At 55.6% G+C, this 21,057-nt stretch carries 16 protein-coding genes; 6 read left to right on the forward strand and 10 right to left on the reverse strand.

From position 1 onward, the window contains the following. Positions 1 to 117 precede the first annotated feature (117 nt). Positions 118 to 1,560, forward strand: coding sequence for an NADP-dependent isocitrate dehydrogenase (locus ACWIZX_RS07575; RefSeq protein WP_448335337.1), 1,443 nt, complete (start codon positions 118 to 120; stop codon positions 1,558 to 1,560). A gap of 13 nt (positions 1,561 to 1,573) precedes the next feature. After that, positions 1,574 to 3,100, forward strand: coding sequence for a hypothetical protein (locus ACWIZX_RS07580; protein ID WP_448335338.1), 1,527 nt, complete (start codon positions 1,574 to 1,576; stop codon positions 3,098 to 3,100). Here ACWIZX_RS07580 and ACWIZX_RS07585 read toward each other — a convergent pair. Continuing rightward, positions 3,081 to 3,662, reverse strand: coding sequence for a hypothetical protein (locus tag ACWIZX_RS07585; protein ID WP_322791492.1), 582 nt, complete (start codon positions 3,660 to 3,662; stop codon positions 3,081 to 3,083). The two genes, ACWIZX_RS07580 and ACWIZX_RS07585, sit on opposite strands and share 20 nt — an antisense overlap. A gap of 30 nt (positions 3,663 to 3,692) precedes the next feature. Here ACWIZX_RS07585 and ACWIZX_RS07590 point away from each other — a divergent pair, with 30 nt between their 5' ends. The 4 genes from ACWIZX_RS07590 (at position 3,693) to ACWIZX_RS07605 (ending at position 7,682) form a co-directional block, all read left to right on the forward strand. Next, positions 3,693 to 4,145, forward strand: coding sequence for an RpiB/LacA/LacB family sugar-phosphate isomerase (locus ACWIZX_RS07590; protein ID WP_322791491.1), 453 nt, complete (start codon positions 3,693 to 3,695; stop codon positions 4,143 to 4,145). 146 nt (positions 4,146 to 4,291) lie between these two features. After that, positions 4,292 to 5,233, forward strand: a complete 942-nt coding sequence (locus ACWIZX_RS07595) for a hydroxyacid dehydrogenase (protein WP_448335339.1) — start codon at positions 4,292 to 4,294, stop codon at positions 5,231 to 5,233. 67 nt (positions 5,234 to 5,300) lie between these two features. Continuing rightward, on the forward strand, positions 5,301 to 6,803 hold the full coding sequence (locus ACWIZX_RS07600) for a carboxypeptidase M32 (protein ID WP_448335340.1): 1,503 nt from the start codon (positions 5,301 to 5,303) through the stop codon (positions 6,801 to 6,803). Positions 6,804 to 6,806: 3 nt separating this feature from the next. Then, positions 6,807 to 7,682, forward strand: coding sequence for a TIGR03619 family F420-dependent LLM class oxidoreductase (locus ACWIZX_RS07605; RefSeq protein WP_322794279.1), 876 nt, complete (start codon positions 6,807 to 6,809; stop codon positions 7,680 to 7,682). Positions 7,683 to 7,764: 82 nt separating this feature from the next. On the opposite strand, the gene ACWIZX_RS07610 is transcribed toward ACWIZX_RS07605, so the two are convergent. The 9 genes from ACWIZX_RS07610 to ACWIZX_RS07650 all read right to left on the reverse strand — a co-directional run bounded on the left by ACWIZX_RS07610 (position 7,765) and on the right by ACWIZX_RS07650 (position 21,045). Further along, positions 7,765 to 8,550 (reverse strand): alpha/beta fold hydrolase, encoded by a 786-nt coding sequence (locus tag ACWIZX_RS07610; protein WP_322794280.1) that lies wholly within the window; start codon positions 8,548 to 8,550, stop codon positions 7,765 to 7,767. A 2-nt stretch (positions 8,551 to 8,552) separates the two neighbouring features. Further along, complete coding sequence (locus tag ACWIZX_RS07615) at positions 8,553 to 8,933, reverse strand: response regulator transcription factor (RefSeq protein WP_322794281.1); 381 nt, start codon at positions 8,931 to 8,933, stop codon at positions 8,553 to 8,555. Positions 8,934 to 8,939: 6 nt separating this feature from the next. After that, complete coding sequence (locus ACWIZX_RS07620; RefSeq protein ID WP_448335341.1) at positions 8,940 to 15,878, reverse strand: GAF domain-containing protein; 6,939 nt, start codon at positions 15,876 to 15,878, stop codon at positions 8,940 to 8,942. A gap of 20 nt (positions 15,879 to 15,898) precedes the next feature. Beyond that, the gene (locus tag ACWIZX_RS07625) at positions 15,899 to 16,789 is read right to left on the reverse strand and encodes a GGDEF domain-containing response regulator (protein ID WP_448335342.1); all 891 of its coding nucleotides are present in this window, start codon (positions 16,787 to 16,789) and stop codon (positions 15,899 to 15,901) included. Positions 16,790 to 16,983: 194 nt separating this feature from the next. Continuing rightward, the gene (locus ACWIZX_RS07630; protein WP_448335343.1) at positions 16,984 to 18,261 is read right to left on the reverse strand and encodes a multidrug transporter; all 1,278 of its coding nucleotides are present in this window, start codon (positions 18,259 to 18,261) and stop codon (positions 16,984 to 16,986) included. A 9-nt stretch (positions 18,262 to 18,270) separates the two neighbouring features. Next, positions 18,271 to 18,843, reverse strand: coding sequence for a hypothetical protein (locus ACWIZX_RS07635; RefSeq protein ID WP_448335344.1), 573 nt, complete (start codon positions 18,841 to 18,843; stop codon positions 18,271 to 18,273). Continuing rightward, positions 18,840 to 19,643 carry an alpha/beta fold hydrolase gene (locus tag ACWIZX_RS07640; RefSeq protein WP_448335345.1) on the reverse strand — a complete coding sequence of 268 codons (804 nt, stop codon included), beginning with the start codon at positions 19,641 to 19,643 and terminating at the stop codon, positions 18,840 to 18,842. The genes ACWIZX_RS07635 and ACWIZX_RS07640 overlap by 4 nt, the downstream gene beginning before the upstream one ends. Positions 19,644 to 19,666: 23 nt before the next feature. Beyond that, complete coding sequence (locus tag ACWIZX_RS07645; RefSeq protein WP_322794287.1) at positions 19,667 to 20,206, reverse strand: GTP-binding protein; 540 nt, start codon at positions 20,204 to 20,206, stop codon at positions 19,667 to 19,669. 23 nt (positions 20,207 to 20,229) lie between these two features. Continuing rightward, positions 20,230 to 21,045 carry a DUF4388 domain-containing protein gene (locus tag ACWIZX_RS07650; RefSeq protein ID WP_322794288.1) on the reverse strand — a complete coding sequence of 272 codons (816 nt, stop codon included), beginning with the start codon at positions 21,043 to 21,045 and terminating at the stop codon, positions 20,230 to 20,232. Positions 21,046 to 21,057 lie beyond the last annotated feature (12 nt).

A 21,057-nucleotide genomic window follows, 5' to 3' on the forward strand; every position in this document is an offset into this window, starting at 1 on the left:
ACACTCTGCAATTTCTCGCTTTTGATTTATCCAAATAATCACCATAAATTGGAGTGGAAAAATCATCTATAAACCGTTATCATAAGAGAAAACAATTCTTGTCAAAAAGGATAAAGGATGGGCGAAAACACACGCATCACCATTGCGCGCGGCGATGGAATCGGGCCGGAAATCATGGAAGCCGTGCTGGCTATAATACAAGCCGCTGGTGCGCCGCTGGAGTATGATGAAATCGAAATCGGTGAAAAAATCTACCGGCAGGGAGTCACATCCGGCATACCCGATTCGGCATGGGAAGTCATCCGGCGCAACCGCGTTCTGCTCAAAGCACCCCTCACCACCCCACAGGGCGGCGGTTTCAAAAGCATTAATGTTACCCTGCGAAAGTCGCTGGGGCTGTTTGCCAACATCCGTCCTTGCAAAGCCTACGCCCCTTTTGTGACCTCGGCTTTTCCGGGCATGGATGTAGTCATCATCCGAGAAAACGAGGAAGACCTGTACGGCGGCATCGAATACCAGCAGACCGCCGAGGTAACCCAGGTGCTCAAGCTGATCAGCCGGCCCGGCAGCGAGAGCATCATCCGCTACGCCTTTGAATACGCCCGTGCTTACGGCCGCCGCAAAGTCACCTGCATGACCAAAGACAACATCATGAAGATCACCGACGGGCTTTTTCATCGTTTGTTTAACGAAATTGCCGCCGAATATCCCGAAATACAAGCCGAACACCAGATCATTGACATTGGCACGGCGCGGGTGGCTGCCCAGCCGGAAGTGCTGGATGTCATCGTCACCCCCAACCTGTACGGCGACATCCTCTCGGATGTGGCGGCTCAGGTGGCCGGTTCGGTCGGGCTGGCCGGTTCTGCCAATGTCGGGCGCGGCTTTGCGATGTTCGAAGCCATTCACGGCTCCGCGCCGGATATTGCCGGCAAAGGGATCGCCAACCCCTCCGGTTTGTTGCAAGCCGCCGTTCAAATGCTGGTACATCTGGGGTTAGCCGAATCAGCCCAATTAATTCACAACGCCTGGCTGCGCACCCTCGAGGACGGCATCCACACCATTGATATTTACCGCATCGGCATCAGTCAAAAGCGGGTCGGTACGCAGGAATTTGCACAGGCGGTCATTGACCGGCTGGGGCAGCAGCCCCAAATCCTGCCGCCGGCTCATTTTCACAGCGGAGGCATTCAGATGCCCCCGCTGAAAAGCGCGCCGCCGTGCTGCAAGCAGCTGGTCGGTGTGGATGTCTTTCTGGACTGGGACGAGGACAACCGCAGCCCACAAGTATTGGGAGAACGTCTAGCCGCGCTGGCCCCTCAGGCATTGCCCCTGCGGCTGATCACCAACCGCGGTGTGAAAGTCTATCCCGGCGGCTTCCCGGAAACCTTCTGTACCGATCACTGGCGCTGCCGTTTCACCGCCGAACGAGAAGTGGATTACCGCCAGATTTTGGAATTGCTCGGCCAGTTGTATGAAGCCGGTTTTCAAATCATCAAAACGGAACACCTCTATACCTTTGAAGGCGAACGCGCCTACTCACTGGGACAAGGGGAGTAAGTGAGAATCTCCGATGAGTAAAACCTTTCACTGCCCAAACTGCGCGGCCCCGCTGCAAGAACCCGCTCAAGATCAAGGCGTCATTTCCTGTGCCTACTGCCATTCCTCCGTCATCGTTCCGCCCGAATTACGGCGGTCTCCATCCGCTGAACCGATCCTTACCCCGGCAGAAAGCCTGTTCAATCTGCCCGAACTGGCCACTTCGCTGCGGCAAGCCGCCAACCTGACCCGTGCGGGACGCAAAGAAGAAGCCGTCCAATTGCTGCTGAAAGAACTTGCCATGGATGACGCCGAGGCGCGCCGCATCATTGACCAGATGGAGCAGGGGCAGATTGTACAAATCGGCGAAGTTGAAAACCGTTTTTCCAGCCAGGCGGTCACCCTGAACGGTGAGGATGCCCAACAAATTCTGGAACTGATTGGCAATGGTGAAGAGGAAGAAGCTTTGCGCCGCTACCGTCAGTTGACCGGAGCAGGTTTAGAGGATGCCCGCCGCGCGATGGCCGCCTTGCAGACGGCTGCCAGCCTGCTGGAACAACCCGTCCGTTTGAGCAATCAACAAACTGCCAGAATCGCCAAAGGGGCTGCATCTGTTTTCGCTATCAGTGGCTGCCTGACTTTCCTGATTATCACTCTCGTTTCTTTGTTAACCCTTGGAATTTTGTTTTGGGCGCTGGTCTCGGACGGCGGTCCGCTGGAAAGCTGGTGGCAGCCGCTGAATCCCTTTGCCCGCGACCGGGTGATATTGGTATTCGGCAAACAGGGCATTGGTGAGGGCACCTTTGATGACCCCCGCCGCATCGCTGTGGACAGCCAGGGGAATATTTATGTCAGCGATTACCGTTCGGGCCGAGTACAACAGTTCGACGGACAGGGTAATTTTCTCAACCTTTGGATCGAAGAAAGTTCCAAACAATTTAGCGCTTCCAGTAAACCAACCATTCACTCCCTGGCTGTCAGCCGCGATGGCATTTTATATGTTGTTTATGACGGCATGATTCACCGCCGCAACATGGCGAATGGCGAGGAATTGTCCCCCCTACAAGTGGATAGACTTTCGATCAGTGATGTTTACCTCACCAGCAACAATCAATTAGCGGTGGTTGCCAACGGTGACGATTTGGCCGTGCTGAACCCGGACGGCACGATTGAATGGATGGTTAAGGACGCCATTGAAAGTGTAGCCGGCGAAAGTGAATTGAGTGCTTATCTTGGCGGGGACGGGTTGGGTAATTTTTATCTGGCGGGCAGCTTTGTTTCCAGTGTTTTCAAGTACTCGCCGGATGGCAAGTACCTCAACCGCTTCGGCAGCGGCGGGGAGGACGCCAGTCAGTTCAGAGCAATCAATGCCATAGCGGTCGATTCGCAGGGACGGATTTACGTCAGCGACATCAAAGGAATCATGGTATTCAACCCGGATGGGCAGTATCTGCGCACCATCAATGTGCCGGGTGTTGTGTTTGGCATGGATTTTGGGCAGGATGACCGGCTCTACACGGTATCGAATCAGCCGCAGGTGGTTATCTATCAGGTTCGTTGATTTCTTGAAGCAACACCTGCCAGCCATCCATGCCCAGCAGATAGCGTAATTCCGGCTCAAACACTTTCACCAACGGCTGAACATTCTCGCTGGGACGCAGGCAGCTGCCCGGTTCGTCCAGCAGCGCTTCCCGTTCGTCCAGCGTAATCTGGCCATCCTCGCTTAAATCCAGCGGGTGCAGAATACAATAAAACGGCTTGAAGCGCCACGGATGCAGCCCGGCCTGTTCACCGGCTACCTGAAGCGCACATCTCGAATCATCCCGCAAGAAGACACAGGCTGAACCGCCGTAATGGCCGGCATCCGGCAGCACCCGGCTGTGAATCACCCGCCGGCTGGGAGTAAAAGGGTCGTCCTCCACCCTGCCGTCCACCCACCCGCGCGGATCATTCAAATCAGGCGGCATATGCGGTATGATTAATGGCGCGTAAAGCTGAATCTCTTCCCATTCCGCCCAATCCAGCCAGACACCATAAACACAACAAGCCGCCCGGCATTCTGTCAACCGGCAGCGGCGCATCGGTTCGGATTGAAGCAAACGGGAATGCAGGCAAAATTTCATCCGGCGCAATTTTAACACAGGAGGTGAGTTATGAAATTATCGGTTGCAGCCGACGAATATCATCATGTCGTTGGGGTAGTGCTGGCGGAGCTGGAGAAAATGGGTCACACCGTTACCTACCACGGTCCTCGATCGGAAGACCCGCCCGGTCAGCCGCAGCACTCCTGGCCGGTGGTCGCCCGGCGCGTTGCCGAAGAAGTGGCGCATGGCAAAGCCGACGAGGGCATTTTGTTTTGCTGGACCGGCACAGGCGTCAGCCTGGCAGCCAATAAAGTGCGCGGCATCCGTGCTGCCCTGTGTGTGGATGCTGAAACGGCCCGCGGCGCGCGATTGTGGAACAATGCCAATATTTTGTGTCTTTCCCTGCGCTTGACCAGCGAAGCAGTGGCACGCGAAATCCTGCAAACCTGGTTCAACACCTCCTACCAGCCCAATCCCACCGACGATGCCTGTTTGAAACTGATCGAGGAACTGGACAAATGAAGCTCTTTCGGCGGGATATTCGTCAGGATTGGGGGATGATTTTCATCTAGAATCCCTGTCTTGCAGATTACTTAAGGTACAATGTCAGAGGGGGTTCTCCCCGCATTTCCATAATCCCATCTACAACGGAAGAAGGAGTACCTGTCATGAGTGAATGGAAAGTCTTGCTGACCGATGGATTGGAAGAAAACGGGCAGGCAATTTTGAGGCAATTTGCCACAGTGGATAACCACTCCGGAATTTCGGCAGAGGAACTGCTGGAGGTCGTTGGTAATTATGATGCGATGATCGTGCGTGGACGCACCAAAGTGACCCCTGCCGTCTTCGAAGCGGGGAAGAATCTCAAAGTCGTCGGCCGCGCTGGCGTTGGAGTGGATAACATTGACCTGAATGCCGCCAAAGCCAAAGGGGTGACTGTGGTCAATTCCCCCACCGCAACCACCATTGCCGTGGCCGAACTGACCATGGGGCTGATGTTGGCGGTCCTGCGTGAAATCCCACGCGCCGATGCCGGGATGAAAGCCGGAAAATGGCTGAAAAAAGAAATGGAAGGCGGTGAATTGTGGCGCAAAACCTTGGGCATCATTGGTTTTGGGCGTATTGGCTCGGCAGTGGCGCAGCGCGCCAGTGCCTTTGAAATGAACGTCATCGCCTACGACCCGCTTCGCACCCGTGAAGAAATTGAACAACGCTGCGGCTGCTCCTCCACCCTCGATGATCTCCTGGAGCAGTCCGACATCATTTCCATTCACACCCCCCTCAACGACACCACCCGTAATTTGATCAACGAAGATGCCTTTGCCAAAATGAAAGACGGCGTGTACCTCATCTGCGCAGCCCGCGGCGGCGTGGTTAATGAAGAAGCTTTACTGGCTGCCCTGGAATCCGGCAAAGTAGCCGGCGCCGGTCTGGATGTGTTTGCCGTGGAACCGCCCGGCGTTACACCCCTTGTTTCACACCCGCGTGTGGTCTGCACGCCGCATATTGGCGCTCAAACGGTGGAGGCGCAGGTGCGCGCCGCCGAGGACATTGCCACCGAAGTTCTGGCCGCCCTAAAAGGCGAACCGTTACGCTGGAAAGTTGCCTGATTTTTAGGTAGAATGGAGCGGGGCAGTTCAACTCCCCGCTCAAATTTTTTTGAAGAAAGGATCACCCATGCAGGAAAAATTGAACCTCCTCAAAGAAAAAATGGCGACCATCTGGGATCTTTCGATGATCGGCGCACTGATGGGATGGGATCAGCAAACCTACATGCCCCCCAAAGGTGCAGAAGAACGCGGTGAGCAGATGGCTACCCTTTCCCGGCTGGTGCATGAGATGGCCACCTCGGACGAAGTGGGTAAATTGCTGGATGAACTGGTTCCTTATGCTCAAACCCTTGACCCCGATTCCGATGATGCCCGTCTGATTAAACTGGCTAAACGCGAGTACGACAAACAGACCCGCGTGCCGGCTGAAAAAGTTGCAGAATATGCCCGTGTAACGACCATGGCGCAGGGTGCGTGGGTGCAGGCACGCAGCGAATCGAACTTTGCTTTGTTTCAGCCGCATCTGGAAAAGATTGTCGAACTGCGCCGGGAATACGCCAGTTACTTCGCTCCTTACGATCATGTATACGACCCCCTGCTGGACGATTTTGAACCCGGGCTGAAAACTGCGGAAGTGCAGGAAATTTTTGCCCGCCTGCGCCCCCAACAGGTTGAACTGATTCAGGCAATTGCAACCCGTCCACAGGTGGATGATTCATTCCTGCATCTAAAGTATGACGATCAAAAACAGTGGAATTTTGGTGTAGAGGTGGCCACCCGCTTCGGTTACGACTGGCAGGCCGGCCGGCAGGATCGCTCTGCCCACCCCTTCACCACCAGTTTTGGCATCCGCGATGTACGCATTACCACCCGCGTCATCGAAGATCAACTCCCCTCGGCCCTGTTCGGCACCATGCACGAGACCGGCCACGCCCTCTACCAGCAGGGCATTGACTGGAAATACCGCCGCAGCGCCCTGGGTGGAGCGGCATCCCTGGCTGTCCACGAATCCCAGTCCCGCATGTGGGAAAATCTGGTCGGGCGTTCGCGCGCTTTCTGGCGCTTCTTCTACCCGCGCCTGCAGGAGTACTTCCCCCAACAATTGGGCAATGTCAGCATGGAAGCGTTCTACAAGGCGATCAACAAAGTTGAACCGTCTTTCATCCGGGTTGAGGCCGACGAAGCCACCTACAATCTGCACATCATGCTGCGCCTTGAACTGGAAATCGCTCTCATGGAAGGCAGCCTGGAGGTCAAACACCTGCCGGAAGCCTGGAACACCCGCATGAAAGAATACCTGGGTATCACCCCTCCAAATGACCGCCTGGGTGTATTGCAGGATATTCACTGGTCGGGCGGGATGATTGGCTACTTCCCCACCTATGCATTGGGCAATCTGATTTCGGTGCAATTGTGGGAGAAAATCCTGCAGGATATCCCCAATCTGGAAGAACAGATTGAACGCGGAGAGTTTTCAGCGCTGCTGGGCTGGCTGAGGGAAAAAATCCACCGACACGGCTCGAAGTTCGAGCCGCAGGAACTGGTGGAAAAAGTCACCGGCTCAAAAATTGACCCGCAGCCGTATATCCGTTACCTGAACACCAAATACCGCGATATTTACGGTTTTTAAGCCATGAAATTTGGCGTCGTCCTGCCAACCTACGGTCAAGGCGCAACCCGTTTGAGCATCGTAGATACCGCCCTGGCAGCCGAAGAACTGGGCTTTGACTCGATTTGGGTGACCGATCATCTGGCACTGCCGCAGGCGGATGCCGAGCGTTTCGGTCATATTTTCGAAGCCATTACCACCCTCAGTTATCTGGCGGCCAGCACGCGCCAGATTCGCCTGGGAATTTCTGCGCTGGTGCTGCCCCAACGCAACCCGCTGGAAGTCGGTAAAGAACTTGCCACGCTGGATGCCTTGAGCGGCGGGAGGGTGATTCTGGCAGCAGGAATCGGCTGGTCGGCGGGCGAATATGCCAATCTGGGTTACGAATTTCACAACCGCGGCAAACGCATGGACGAAGCCCTGAAAGTGCTGCGCACCCTTTGGCGGGGCGGCAAGGTGATCTCCTTTTCCGGAACTTACTACCGGTTTGAAAAGGTTGTCCTTTCACCGCCACCCGTTCAACCCGGGGGGCCGCCCCTCTGGGTAGCCGGCGATTCGCCCATCGCGCTCAAACGCGCAGTCTATTTCGCCGACGGCTGGCATCCCAACACCCAGCCGGTCGAACAGATCCGCTCCGCACTCCAATCGGTGCGCCCGCTGATCCTCAATCGTCCTTTTACGGTGTGTATGCGCGCTCGCCTGCAATTTTCCCCCGCAATCAGCACCGATCAGCCTTTCAGCGGCACACCGGAGCAGATCTCTCAGCAGATACACCAATACCAGCAGGCTGGTGTGGATTATTTGATTTTCTCTTGCAATGCCGAAACGCAGGGTGAACGCGAACGCTGCCTGAAAACCTTTCAGGAACAGGTCAAACCGCGCCTGACTCAAACTTCCTGAGCCTTTCTAGGATCCAGAAATAAGAATGGGATCGAAAACCCCCTGTCTGCCGTAAGAGACAGACAGGGGGTTTCTCTGCCGATTAGCGTACCCGGCGCTTCCACTCTTCCTTTAACTGTAGTTGCTGCGGGCTTTCCCCCGAAGGCAGGCTGAGAAAGTCGTTCATCAGCCGGTTGAATTTGCTGCTGTCGTCCAGCATCACAAAATGCCCGCCCTCCTCAAATTGAATGAGATGGGCATGTTCGGGCAATTTTTCAATCTGATCCAGACGCGGCGGCTGAACCAGTGAATCGCGGCTGCCGTGTACCAGCAGACAGGCGGTATTCAGTTTTGCCCACAAGCCGCCTGCGTATTGCAGCACCACATCACTCAGCGAACCCAGAATCGCAGCCGGATCGGTTTTGGCGGCATCTGTCGTAACCGGTTCGCTGAGCGGTGTCTTGCCCAACATACCCTCCGCAAGATCAACCGGTGAGGTATTGCGCAGCCGCCCGCTGATCATGTTTTCATCCAGCGGAAAACCAACCGCCATGACCCGATCCACCACACCCGGATGGCGCAAGGCAAACAGCAGCCCCACCAATGCCCCCAAACCGTGCCCGACAATTGCCACCCGGCCAATACCCAGTTTTTCCAGAAACGCCTCAATCAGTCCGGCCTGAGCTGCAAGAGAGTACTGCCGATTCTTGGCGCTGTCGCCAAAACCGTACAGATCCAGGGCGTAAGCGCGGTAGCCAACCGAAGCGGCCTGCATCATCGGAATCCAGTAGCGCCATGAACCGACCCATGAATGCAGAAAGAGAATGGGGCGACCGCGTCCCAGCACTTCGTAATGGATAATATCTTGCTCAATCAGGATTGCGCTCATGGTTACTTCTTTTGGGCAAAGCGTTCCAGCAACTCCGCCACCCGGCGGGTCAACTCATCCGGCGCAAAGGGCTTCAATAAATACTCGCTGGCGCCGGCTTGCAGTCCTTGCTGAATCTCCGCTTCCTGTCCTTTGGCAGAAAGAAAGACCACCGGAATGTGCGCAGTCTGCGGGTCAGCCTTGATGCGTTCACAGGCCTCGTAACCGGTCATACGCGGCATGCGCACATCCATCAAAATCAAATCCGGCAGCACGCTGGGAGCTGCCTGCCAGGCCTCCTCCCCATTGGTCACGGTGATGACCGTATGACCGGCAAACTGCAAAGTGAATGTCAGCAAATCGCGGATATCCTTTTCATCCTCAGCCACTAAAATCTTTGCCATCTTCACTCAACCTTCCAATGGATAGATTGGCAGTGTGAAGGAAAACACACTGCCCTCACCGGGTACACCGGTGGACGAAAACCAGATGCGGCCTTCCTGCATTTCCACCAGAATTTTGGAAAGCGCCAGTCCCAGGCCAGTGCCGGGAGTTGCCATTACCAGGGGATTTTCACCACGGTAAAAACGGTCAAAAATACGGCCATGATCTTTGGGTGGAATACCGATGCCATTGTCAATGACATCTACTTGCACCTCATGTTCGAGCGTTGAAATGCGCACTGCAACCCGTCCGTTTTCGGGGGTGTAATTGAAACCATTGCTGACCAGGCTGCGCAAAATTTGCAGGGTGCGTTCGCGATCCCCGCGCGCATACGGCAAGGACGGCGGCGCTTCCAGCAAAAAGTGCATCGGCTTGCCGGTTTCAGCCGAACGCTGGCGCATCTCGCCGAGAATTTCCTCCGCCAGGGCGCGCAAATCGAGAGGTTGGGCTTCAAGCATGACTTTACCGGATTGAATGCGCGAGACATCCAGCAAATCATTGACCAGAACGTTCAGGCGCTCCGCATTTTCCCGCAGGATTTCAATGAAGTGAACCTGTTTATCGGTCAACTCGCCGCCAGCGCCCATCAGAAGGATATCGGTGTACCCTTTAATGGAAGTCAACGGCGTGCGCAACTCGTGAGAAACGTTGGCAATAAACTCAGATTTCAAGCGTTCCACCTGCACCTGATGGGTCATATCGCGCAGGATGGAAACCGTACCGAGAAATTCATTGCGCCAGATGACCGGCGCCAGATGAAGGGCGACCACCCGCCCATTGGTGAGGGTGATCTGTTCAGCGTAAGCCTCCCCCGCCGCAGGATAACTTCCCTCCGACCAGCGCTGGATGACCGCCATCCACTGGCTGCCGGTTCCTTCAAAGGAGGGTGCAATCTGTTGGAGCGGCTTACCGATCACCTTGCTGCTATTCACTTCCAATATCGCTTCGGCCGAGTCATTGAACAGGGTAATGGTCTGATTGACATCCGTAACAATCACGCCATCCGCCACGGCTTCCAGAATGCCGCGCGAGCGGGAAGCTTCAATTTGCTGGTCGCGCAACATGGCTCCCAGGTTTTCAGCCTGATCGCGGATCAGACCAAACAGTTCAGCATTGTTGAGGGTAATGGCAATCTGCCGGGCAATCCCTTCCAGCAGGCCGGCCTGTTCCGGCTGGAAGTGCCCCTTTTCCCGATGCAGGAGCATGAGGGTACCCAGCGACTCCTCTCCCAGAATCAAAGGAATGGCCGCCAAACTGTGGTAAGCCGGCGGATGATGCGGCTCCATTTGCCAGCGTGAATCCTGATGGACATCCTCAATCCAGAGGGGTTTTCTCACCCGCATCAGGTACTGGTGAATCTGGTGCTCGATGGCATGTCCTTCCGAGAATGCCAAACTTTCCAGATGTTGACCGGCCTGAACAACGACCCGCCCGGCATCGCGGATGATCAGGCTTTCCTCGATATCCAGCGCTTCATTCAAAACACTCAACGAACGGCTGAGCACCTGTTGAATATCCAGACTGGCGGATAGTTCAGTGGTCACTTTCAGCATCGTCCGGGATTTGTGATGTTCCAGACTCAGAGCGGCGGTGCGTTCCTCCACCCGGCGCTCCAGGTCTTCTTTGAGCGAGCGGATTTCCTCAAAACGGCGGGCATTCTGCAGGGCAATTGCCGCCTGATTGCTGATGGTGCGCACCAGTTCAATTTCCTGGGCCGAAAAGCGGCGCTTTTCTTCTGATTGCAGCAGCAGCCAACCGGAAATTTCCTGTCCACTGACCAGCGGGATAATGACCAAAGCGCGCACCTTGCGGCTGTCAAGAAAAGCCGCCCGCCATTCGGTCAATTCCTGTTCCTCTTCAACATCTTCGGTATTAAAGACGCCCTGCGAATCGCGCAGCTGCTCGATGAGCGGAATCATTGGCACAGTAAGCGGCAGGGCATCCTCCGCAGGCGGGTTTTCAGCCGCCAGAATCAACTGATCCTCTTCACCGATCAATAAAGCAGCTGCACGGCTAATATCCAGCGCATCCGCCAGCCGCTCACAGGTCAGCTGGAGAATGGGCAGCACTTCCAGCGAAGCGCCTAAATCCGCTGAAAAGCGATTCAGCAAAGCCAGACGGCTGGAGCGTTGATCCAGTTCAGCGGCCCGGCGCTGGCTTTCTTCGAACAGACGCGCATTTTCTAATGCCACCGCCGCCTGACCGGCAAAGGTCATGGCCGCCTGTATATAATCCTCCGTGTAAAAACTGGCATCCCGTTTTTCCAGCGCAATTACGCCAATTAATTCCGACTTGGCAATCAGGGGTATGCCCAGCCAGGAAAGATACTCCGGCACCAGCAAGCGGGTAAAGCGGGCATCGGTACGCACGTCCGGCACCGAAATCGCCACCCCTGAACGGCTCATTTCCTGGAACAGTACACTATCCTCAACGCGGGCAGTCAGTCCAAGGCGCGCCTGATCGTCATCAAATCCCCGCGCGGCAGCCACCTCAATGAAATCTCCTTTGCGCAGCCAGAGCGTTGCCGTATCGAACGGAACTACTCTTTGCAACTGCTCCAGCAGGCCAGCAATCAGAGCATCACTTTGCAGGCTGGAGGTAATCGTTGAAGATGCCTGCGTCAGCGCCTGTAACTGCGCCGTGCGCTGTTGGATGGAGCGGAACAGGCGCGCATTTTCCAGTGCAAGCGCGGTCTGCTGCGCCAGCGAGAGCGCCAGACTTTCATGTTCGGCGCTAAACGCCTCAGCCTGGTCGAAATTTTCCAGTACCAGCACTCCCATACAACGTTCTGCAAGGCGAATTGGCAGCGCCAAAACCGAGATGGGCAGCCTTGCCCGGCTGGCTTTTTGATACCGGATTAAATCTTCAGCCGAGAGGTTGTAATCCTCAGCAAAATGAATTTCATTTACCCGCAGGGGATTGCCGGTTTGAACGACGCGCAGCGGCAGCGGCGGCGGTGTCCGCTCAGGATTGTAGCGGATTTGCAGTAAAGCTTCGACATCACTGTATCCGCGTGCATGCACGGGTAAAATCCAACCGCCGTTTTCCTCGATCAATCCCACCCATCCAGCGTCTGCGGAAGGCAACACCTGCATGGCGCTTTCCAGCAGGCTTTGCAGGATACTGCCGGTATCCAAACTACCCAATTTTCGGCTGAATTCGAGCAGCAAATTGACATCCCCCAGGCGGCGACGGGTTTCGGCAAGCAATTCAAGATTCTGCAGACTGATACTGACCTGGCGGCAGAGTTGTTCGTAAACCTGAACATCCCCGGCTTCAAACGGTTCCATGGGTTCGCTGCCACAAACCATCACAGCGGCGCGGCGGTCAGAGGATACTTCAAAAGGAAACACGACAAAACTGCGGCTGCCAAGACCGTTGAGCAGGGGTGTCCCGCGCCAGACACCATCCTCCTCTACCTGCGGGGTTAGAATTAAGCGCCCATCCGCCAAAGCCTGACGCAGCGGGTTACGTTGACCGAATAACGCTTCGGGGTTGCTGCCGGGTGGAATTTCGCCCAGCACTTCAATCAAGCGTGCGCCCGAGGCATCGCCTTCTGCAACCAGCGCGGTTTGCAGCCCAAAATGTTCCAGCAATGCCCGTCCCATGCTGACCAGCGCAGCGCGGGTATCCTGCTGTAAACTGGCCTGCGCGGCGATCTCCAAACCCGCCCGCACGCGCTCCACCTGCCGAAACAGGCGGCGAATTTCCACCATATTTTCAACCTGCCGGTGCAGCAACTCCGGAATTTGCTGACGGGCTGCCTGAGCCGATTGGCTCAGCTGATCATTTTCCTGCCTCAGGTGTTGCAGCTCCGTTTGAGTCTTTTCAAAATGCCGGTGATTTTCGATCAGCAAAGCCGCCTGCACCGCAAAAATTTCCACCGCGTCCAGCGTTGGGCGGTCAGGGCGGCGGGCATCGCGCGGGTCGTCCACACTGATCAATCCCAGCGGCTCGCCGTTTGAGTCAAACAACGGCGCAAGCAAAAAGTCATCGGCATTCCACAGGTATTCCGCTTGTCGCTCGCTGGTCGGCAGCACCGTGATAGTGTGAACCTCCTCCGGCACCAGCGGCTGCTTATCAGCGGGGATGAAATACAAATCCCCCACGCGGTACTCCGGCTGACATAACTGCAGGATGCCGCGCCAGGGCTGCACCCGCGAGCGCAGTTCCTCCCACATTTCAGCAGAAATGCCTTTCTGCGCCACGCGGTGCAAACAATTACCGGCCGGGTCATAGACGCTGATCAACACGGCACGGAAGGGTGTGGCGTCCACAATGGCTTCGGCAATGGCTTCCAGCCCCTTTTCCAGCGGCTGATTGGGGCGCAGGAAGCGCGCAACCTGATACAGCTCACTGAGCGTATCCAGCTGGCGTTTGAGCAATGTACCGCGCCGGGCCTGTTCCTCGTAATGCACCGCATTGGAAAGCGCAATGGTCGCTTGCGCCGCCAGCGATTGGGCAATATCCATCGCCGACTCGTCAAAATGATCGGCCTCAAAACTGTGCAGAGCGATCAGCCCGCCTGCCCGGTCTTGATAGTAGATGGGCACCAACAAAACCGACTGGATGCCCTCATGCGGGAGGCGAAAATCGGGGTTATTCATGTCGCGCAGTACATACCCCATGCCGCTGGCAATCACCTGCAATTCCAACGAGGAAAGTTCAACAGGCGGCGGGTCACCCACCGAAAAACGGATTTGCGGCGCTGCCTCCGGTGATTGATCCAGTTCAAAAAACAGGATGGTGCCGCAGTCAGCGCGGGTAGTGCGCAGAGCTTCGTCATAGACCAGCTGCAGCAGGTATTTCAAATCCAGCGAGGTACTTAACTCACGGGTGATGCGGGTCAGCGAGGTCATCTGCTCTACCCGCCGCCGCAGGGTTTCATCGGTTTGCATCAACAGGTAACTACGCTCAACCACCCCTGCCAGCTGTCCGGCAGCCGTTGCCATCAACTGCACATCGCCGGGGTCAAAAAAGTTGGGTTGGCGGCTCGCAATCCAGATCTCCCCAATGCCCTCATCCCGCACCACCAACGGCACCACAATCAGCGATTCAATTTTCCACGATTGAATCAACTGCTGGTAGAACGGAACAATCGGCTTTTCCTCCACCGACTGGTTTAGTTGAATGATGTGCTGACTGCCGGCAGACGTAAACGGGAACTGAACATCCTCCGCCAAAAGGCGGGTGAAACGTTCCGGTACATCCCCCACCCCGCCATAGTGCGAAGGACGGTGCAATTGCAGGACAACCCGGTTTTGATCCAGCAAAAATACCGCAGCCACATCTGCCTGCAAAAGGCGCACCAGTTCCTGCAGGGAAAATTTGAGAATCTCATCGAGGGTCGCCGCTGAGCTGGACAAACTGGCAATACGCCGTAAACCCTCAGCCCGTTGCGCCCGCAAACGCGATTGCTGCAGCAGAGCGGCATTGTCAATGATCGGCGCCACCTGATTGGCAACAATCATCAAAAGGTGCAGCTCATCCTGATTAAACCCACTGACTTCCTGTACATGATTGGCCACCTGCAGGTAGCCCAACACCCGCCCGCTGACCGTCAAAGGCATCATCACCGTATCGCGCAAGCCGGCGGCAATGGCTGTGGGCTGCAGGCCCAGCTCGATCCAGCGCTCATCCTCGGCGGCGTTGTCGCTGATCAGCACATCCTGAGCCAGCAGGGCAGTTTCCAACGGGCTGCCGGCCGGTACCGCAATGCGGTACATATCTAAAAACTGTTCGGGAATACCGGCGAAAGGTACTTGAGCCTGCAGCGTGCGGGTGGCTTCATTGTACAGTAAAAACCCCAGCACCTGCACCCGCACCAACGGCTGAATGGCGCTCACCAGACGTTCGAACAACCCGCGCGTGTCGCGAACCGAACTGAAAGCCTGCGCCAGCTGCGCCAGACCGTTCAGTTCTGCCGTGCGGCGCTGCTCCTGGCGATAAAGCAGCGCATTATGAATGGCAACCGCAACCTGCCCGGAGATGAGGGTCAGCAGGTCGCGATCTTGCGGCTGAAAGGCATCCGCAGTAAAAGAAGCCAGTTCCAGTGTGCCGATTAACTGCTGGCCCACCACCAGCGGCACACCCAAAAATGACTGCACCGGATACTTGCGCCGGTCAATCACCGTGCTTAATTCGGATGCCTGATCCAGATCCGCCACCATCAAAGGCTGGCGCGAAGCAGCAATCACTCCTGAAAGACCCTCTTCCCGGCTGTAGCGTTCGCCGGCAAGCAGCAAGCTGCGTTCACCATCCGCCATTGCCAGCATACGATAGGGAGTGAACGTCTGGCTGTCCTCATCGTACAAATTGATTTCGCGCAGGTCGGCTGGCACCAGGCGGTCTAAATTATCCAGAATCGAAAAAAGGGTTTCTTCCACATCCAGGCTGGCAGCCATTGCCTGAGTCAGATCGAGAAAGACCTGCAAGGTTTGGGCTGGCAGCAAGCCGGGTTGGGCTGCACCGATCACCGCGCCGCTTTCTGCGGAACGGAAAGTGATTAACCTCAAACCCTGCTGACCAAACGGCAAAGACTGAGAACTGGCCTCCAGTACCTTTCCTTCGACAATCAGGCGGGCCTGACCATCCGCAGCACAGAGATTCAACAGGCCATTTGCCGGGCGAGTTTTGCGAGCCAGACGTTCCAGCCCGGCGGATTCGCCTTCCTTCAAGCCAAACAACTGCCGTCCAGCAGCGTTGATCCAGGCCAGCCTCCCGCCGGTTTCAACGATCAACAGCGGCTCAGCGGTGGGGTTGTCGGTTTCAGGCGGCAGAGGATCAACAGACAGGCGATGATGAGGACGGGATACCCAGCGAATCAGTCCGGCAGCGGCAAGCCAAAAAAGCAAGCCGCTCCCTGCCAACACAATCCCCAGAATAAGCGGGTTTTCAAAAGACATGCGGGTATCCCAAGCAAAAATTAAATTGAATCGCGGCGGCGCTCTTCGGCGGCAATCTCGGTGATTTCACGAATATCAGCAAACTGGTGTGTAAGGGGAGAAACCAGCCCAATTGCCAGCGTCATAAACGGCGTTGGGGTCATCTCGCCGTCCTTGCCGGGCGCAAGGACAAACCCCTGCTGACGGTCTAGAAAGTTATAATGAGAAAGTACTTCTTCCTTAAAACGTTCTTTGAGGCGGGATTTTATGGCTGCCCCGGCCTGAGCGGTGGTGGAAACCACAAAATTATCACCGCCCACATGGCCGATAAAGTCATTTTGTGTGCCCAGTTCATCCACCACTTCGCCCAGCAGCATGGCGGTAAAACGCAGCACATCATTTCCGGCAATGAAGCCGTACACATCCTTGAAAGGCTCAAAGTGGTTGATGCGAATATCCAGAAAAGCCCAGTCATTCTGGCGAATCAGTTTACGCAGTTGATCTTCAATCAGCCGCCCGGAAGGCAGACCGGTTTGCGGGTCGGTCAGGCTTTCCCGTTCCGAACGCGCCAGCGCATTCTGAACGCGCAGTTTCAATTCCTCAATATCAAACGGTTTGGTAATATAATCATCCGCTCCCAGTTCCAGACCCTTAAGTTTATCGCTGCGCTCATCTTTTTGGGTCAGGAACAGCACCGGAATATGACTGGTGCGCGTGTTGGTGCGCAAAACCCGGCAGACTTCGTAGCCGTCAATATCCGGCAGCATAATGTCCAGAATCAGCAGATGCGGCATCACCTGACGGGTCTTTTCCAGCGCATCCGACCCGCGCGGGGCAATGTCCACATCGTATCCCTGCGATGAAAAATAAATGCGCAGCATATTGGAAATATCTACATCATCTTCCACAATCAACAGGCGGGCTTTACTCATGGGTGCCTCCCTCAGAAAAATCAGGCATGGGCTTTCCCCCGGCGTATCCTGTACGACCCATTCCGCCCAGCCGGGGAACCAGACGGTGGAAAACGGATACAACACTTAATCTTACGCAAAACCGCCATTTCTGGCAACAAAAAACCCCACCCAAAGGCGGGCCGGTTAGGAAGTTGTAAGGATGGAAAGACGGCTTACCAGCTTTCGCTGCCCGCCTCACCCGGACGCGGGTAAAGGCGCGGGTGCAGATGAGCGTCTTTCAAACGGTGATGATCGCTGTCTTCATAGCGGATGTCCCGGTCAATCACCCGCCGCTCTTTCGAGGCGAACAGAATCACATCCGATTCGATCATGCGCGCCGGATAGACGATCATGCCGGCCCCAATGCGGCAGTTGTGTCCCACACATCCACCCAGCACCGGGCGGTTGGATGGCTGCAGTTGACCAAACGCATCCCGCGCCCGAATGGGAGATGGAATCAGGTTATAGTCCGTGAAGGTTGAACCCGCCCCAATGAAGGTGTTGCGACCAATCACGCACATTTGCAGACAGGTATTTTGTGCCACCATGCTGTTGTCCATGATGGTGGTCATAAACAACGAAGCGCGGAAGGGCAAAAATGTACCGTCCCCCACCACCGAAAGCATGAGCTGACAACCCTGCGAAACGTTGACATTATCGCCGATGATGCAGTTTTCGATCACTGCCCCTGCGCCGATGGTCACATTATCCCCAATCGTGGTCGGCCCATGAATGACCGCAGTCGGATCAATGGAGCAATTGCGTCCTACCCGCACCAGTTTGGAACATTCCAGCACTTGCTTGCCTTCGTACAGGGCTGCCGCCAGAATACCCAGTTTGAAGAAGGGATCGCGATTCAAACGGTCTTCAAAGCGCGCCCCGCGTCCAAACAAGCCAAACACGGTATCGGCAATAAAAATATGCACCCACGAGTCAATGGCTATCAGGCTGCGCAGCGGCACCTGATAGACCAGATCACCCGATTCACTCGCCATGTAGGTGGGAACATGGTAATAGCCAATTTCACGCGCCTGCAAGTCCACCACCAACGGCTCGGCGCTCGGCTCGGGGCCGTGCGGGTAATACCACAAATCCACCAGATAAATATCCCCTGCCGGCGTGTAGGAAGTGGAAAGCGGCAAACAATGTTCACGGAAAGCAGGATCATGAATGGATAAGGCTGCCCGCGAGGGGTAAGGGCGGCGCAGGGCTTCCTGCATGAAGGCCTGCATAAACCCTTCGTCGAAAAACAAATTATCCCGGTAAACGATGCAGGCTTCGCGGGTTTGCGGCAGGCGGGCTTCGGGGGGCAGCTCCAGTTCGCGGGTGGTGTAGGACGCCAGCACATCGCGCTGCTGCAGCCAGAGTGGTTTATTCACAATTCTCAAATCCCTTGCGCGCTCGTTGAAAGGCTCCAAATAACGGGGACACTGTAAAATGATCTTCAGCATCCGTCCCTCTCAATCCAGCGGTTTCTGCTCGATTTCCAAAAGACAGCCGTTTGGGTTGGGTTTTTCGCGAATCAGGTGAACGCGCCCGCTGCTCACCCAGTAGGTCAACTCCTGCAGCATCCCCAGCAGGAATGCACAAACCAATTCCACGTTTGATTCCCCCTGCACTTCAAAGCCAGTGCGGTGGCGCCACTGCCAGCAGCCCTGTTCGACTCGCACCTCAAACTCACCCGCCCCGTTGCGGCTGAGCCAGTCTGCCAGCTTTGTCAAAGCCGTGTACATTTTACGGCGCGGCGCAAGCAGGCGGAAATCCAGATCTTCAAATCCCAATTCGGCAGAGAATTGGGTGAGGATGCGCGAAAATGCCGCCCTGCCAGCCCGCACCAGAATTCCCGCCGCAGATTGGCTGCCGTATGCAGCCCCCAGCGCATCCCCCAAATTTTCCAACCCCAAAGGTGACTGCTCAACCGGCAGAGAAGCCATCAAATTTTCAAAGCGGGTTTCACCGAGAATTTCGGTCAAACCTTCCAGTATTTGCTGGTTCAAAGCGGGGGAGTACTTGAAAGTCGGAGTTGATTTCATGGTGAGGAATCGGGTAAAGGACTGTCCAGAAATTCCTTTAAAGTCAGCATGAAGGTGCGCGGTTCATCCAGCATGATGAAATGACCGGCATTGGGATAACGTTCAATGCGAGAATTGGGCAAACCATTTTGCAGCGCTTTCCACTGGTTGGGGTTGACGATGTTATCCCGGTCGCCAAACATCCCCATCACCGGCACTTGAATGCGGTGAATCTCATTACTCAGGTTGGTGCGGCGCAGGGAGGCAATGCTGGTCAGGAAGGATTCGAGCGTCGTGCGCGAGAGGTCGCGATCCATCATATCCGGAAAGCGCGGGTCGCGGCAAATGGTGGGCGAAGCAACCCGCATGGCGGCGCGGAAAACCGGGAACAGACGGAACAAAAAGAATGCCACCACCCGCCAGCCGGCCAGTTTGAGCGGCAGCGCCAGAGAAGAACCGACCACCGGCGAGCCGATGATCACCACCTTTTCAACCCGCTGAGGATAGCGCAGCGCAACCGAAAGGCTGACCGTACCGCCCATGCTGTGGCCTACCAGCGGTGCGCGGATAATTCCCAGTTTCTCCATGAACTGGTCCACCAGCGCAACAAACTCACCGACCTCATAAGTGTCCAGTTTTTTGCCCGATTCGCCGAAACCCCAAAAATCCAGCGCGTAGGTGCGGTAATACTGCCCCAAATAGGTCATCGTCTCCTGCCACAACCCCCACGACCCCAGCCAGCCATGCAGTAAAATGACCGGCTTGCCCCGGCCATACACCTCATAATGGAGAATTCCCTGATCCGTTGTTATGGATGACACGCCGCTTCATTGCCCCCTGTTACTCACGAATTGCCTTCCCCCATCTCTTCCAGAATGCTGTAGAGCAGCTCCAACAGCACTTTTTTGACATTTTCTTTGTCCTTTGCCACACACGAAAGCAGTTTCACTTTCGGGTCAAGGCGCAGGGCCAGCCGCATGTCGTCAATGTCCCAGGCGTCTTTGCAATCCTGTTTATTAGCCGCCACTACGTAGGGGGTGGGCGCGTAAGCCCGGAAGGTTTCTAAAATGGTGCGCGCCTCGCGGAAAGTCTCCGGACGGGTACTGTCCACCATCACCACAAAACCCAGCATACCTTCCGAAAGGATTTCCCACATAAAATCGAAACGTTTTTGTCCCGGCGTACCAAACAGATACAACACCAGATCATCATCCACGGTAATCCGACCAAAATCCAGCGCGACGGTCGTATTTTCCTTCACCTTTTCAGCCGCTGAAGTGATTTTGCGTTCCGTCGAAACCACATCAATCTCGCTGACGGATTGGATGAATTCGGTCTTGCCTGCATTGAACGGCCCGGTAACTACGATTTTGACTGTCTGCATCGTGCTTCCTTAGGAAACAGGGTTTAGATCGAGCGAATCTTGTTGATTAAACGGTTGAGCAGTGAAACCTGCTCTTGTTTGTTGGTGGTCTGAAACGGACGCACCATACCGCCCACCGGCACACCGCCCGGGCGCACAATTTCAACCAGGCCGGCTTGCAGCAGGGCGTATACCACCCGTCGAATTTCCAGATCGTTCATCTTGGTGGCGTGCCCAATCTGCCGGATGGTATTCTTAGGATTGACATAGCGCACCACTCGCCACTCTTCCAGACTCAGGTTCAGGTTGCGAATGTTGCTGCCGGGGCGTTCGGTAAATTTGAGCGCCATGTCCAGACTGGGAATCTCTTCCTGTAACTGCTCCCACTCGCGCAGCTGCCGTGAACCTTCGATGATCAGGTTTTCCAGATCAATGCGCACCGGTATTTTTCCATCGGGGGTCAACTGATCGGGATTGAAGTTGAAGGATCCCTCCACCCACGTAAACAACCGGCGGACGACATCCACGCAGTAACCTTGCAGGCTTTCCAGAATGTCCTTCTGGGTCAGATAACCGGCATTGATCAACAAGAGTCCCACTTCCTTGTCGCTCATCTTACGCGTTCGCTCGCGAATAACCCGAGCCTGATTGGGGGTGATTTTACGGCTGCGCTGCAAGATGGCCGCCAGATCGTTTTCCTCACTGCCAATTTGGGCATAAGCCAGTTTACCTTCGCGAAAAGTAATCTGCGCAACTTCACTGGTACCTTCGATCACCAGAGTACCTGTTTTGCGAGCCAGATTGATCAGATTGAGCAGTTGAGTGATGGAAAAATCGCGCAGATTGCCCCGTAATGCCATGTGCAGCCTCGG

The organism is Bellilinea sp., from assembly GCF_053501535.1.

What these genes read in the sequence shown, in the direction of transcription:
- ACWIZX_RS07575 (WP_448335337.1), top strand. Translation starts at nt 118, where the DNA reads ATGGGCGAAAACACACGCATCACCATTGCGCGCGGCGATGGAATCGGG.
- ACWIZX_RS07580 (WP_448335338.1), top strand. Translation starts at nt 1,574, where the DNA reads ATGAGTAAAACCTTTCACTGCCCAAACTGCGCGGCCCCGCTGCAAGAA.
- ACWIZX_RS07585 (WP_322791492.1), bottom strand. Translation starts at nt 3,662, where the DNA reads ATGAAATTTTGCCTGCATTCCCGTTTGCTTCAATCCGAACCGATGCGC.
- ACWIZX_RS07590 (WP_322791491.1), top strand. Translation starts at nt 3,693, where the DNA reads ATGAAATTATCGGTTGCAGCCGACGAATATCATCATGTCGTTGGGGTA.
- ACWIZX_RS07595 (WP_448335339.1), top strand. Translation starts at nt 4,292, where the DNA reads ATGAGTGAATGGAAAGTCTTGCTGACCGATGGATTGGAAGAAAACGGG.
- ACWIZX_RS07600 (WP_448335340.1), top strand. Translation starts at nt 5,301, where the DNA reads ATGCAGGAAAAATTGAACCTCCTCAAAGAAAAAATGGCGACCATCTGG.
- ACWIZX_RS07605 (WP_322794279.1), top strand. Translation starts at nt 6,807, where the DNA reads ATGAAATTTGGCGTCGTCCTGCCAACCTACGGTCAAGGCGCAACCCGT.
- ACWIZX_RS07610 (WP_322794280.1), bottom strand. Translation starts at nt 8,550, where the DNA reads ATGAGCGCAATCCTGATTGAGCAAGATATTATCCATTACGAAGTGCTG.
- ACWIZX_RS07615 (WP_322794281.1), bottom strand. Translation starts at nt 8,933, where the DNA reads ATGGCAAAGATTTTAGTGGCTGAGGATGAAAAGGATATCCGCGATTTG.
- ACWIZX_RS07620 (WP_448335341.1), bottom strand. Translation starts at nt 15,878, where the DNA reads ATGTCTTTTGAAAACCCGCTTATTCTGGGGATTGTGTTGGCAGGGAGC.
- ACWIZX_RS07625 (WP_448335342.1), bottom strand. Translation starts at nt 16,789, where the DNA reads ATGAGTAAAGCCCGCCTGTTGATTGTGGAAGATGATGTAGATATTTCC.
- ACWIZX_RS07630 (WP_448335343.1), bottom strand. Translation starts at nt 18,261, where the DNA reads ATGCTGAAGATCATTTTACAGTGTCCCCGTTATTTGGAGCCTTTCAAC.
- ACWIZX_RS07635 (WP_448335344.1), bottom strand. Translation starts at nt 18,843, where the DNA reads ATGAAATCAACTCCGACTTTCAAGTACTCCCCCGCTTTGAACCAGCAA.
- ACWIZX_RS07645 (WP_322794287.1), bottom strand. Translation starts at nt 20,206, where the DNA reads ATGCAGACAGTCAAAATCGTAGTTACCGGGCCGTTCAATGCAGGCAAG.
- ACWIZX_RS07650 (WP_322794288.1), bottom strand. Translation starts at nt 21,045, where the DNA reads ATGGCATTACGGGGCAATCTGCGCGATTTTTCCATCACTCAACTGCTC.